This is a genomic window from Psychromonas aquatilis (assembly GCF_038155185.1).
GTDB classification, from domain to species: domain Bacteria; phylum Pseudomonadota; class Gammaproteobacteria; order Enterobacterales; family Psychromonadaceae; genus Psychromonas; species Psychromonas aquatilis.
Genome location: NZ_JBAKAZ010000429.1, coordinates 1 through 211, shown reverse-complemented (window position 1 = coordinate 211; position 211 = coordinate 1). Strand labels below are relative to the sequence as shown.

Sequence of the window (211 nt, the reverse complement as noted above, 5' to 3'; positions counted from 1 at the left end):
AAGTGGTGGGCCGTGAAGGATTTGAACCTTCGACAAATGGATTAAAAGTCCACTGCTCTACCAACTGAGCTAACGGCCCATATAAAACTATGGGGGTATGATTTTATTTTCTAATATCACTTTAAATTAAAAGTGCATCAGTAGCTCTACCAACTAAGCTTATATAAAAAGTGGTGGGCCGTGAAGGATTTGAACCTTCGACAAATGGATT

At 38.9% G+C, this 211-nt stretch carries 1 tRNA gene; it reads right to left on the bottom strand.

Annotated features, from left to right (window positions below):
• Positions 1-3 precede the first annotated feature (3 nt).
• Positions 4-79 (bottom strand) — tRNA-Lys (locus V6256_RS16050).
• Positions 80-211: the final 132 nt, after the last annotated feature.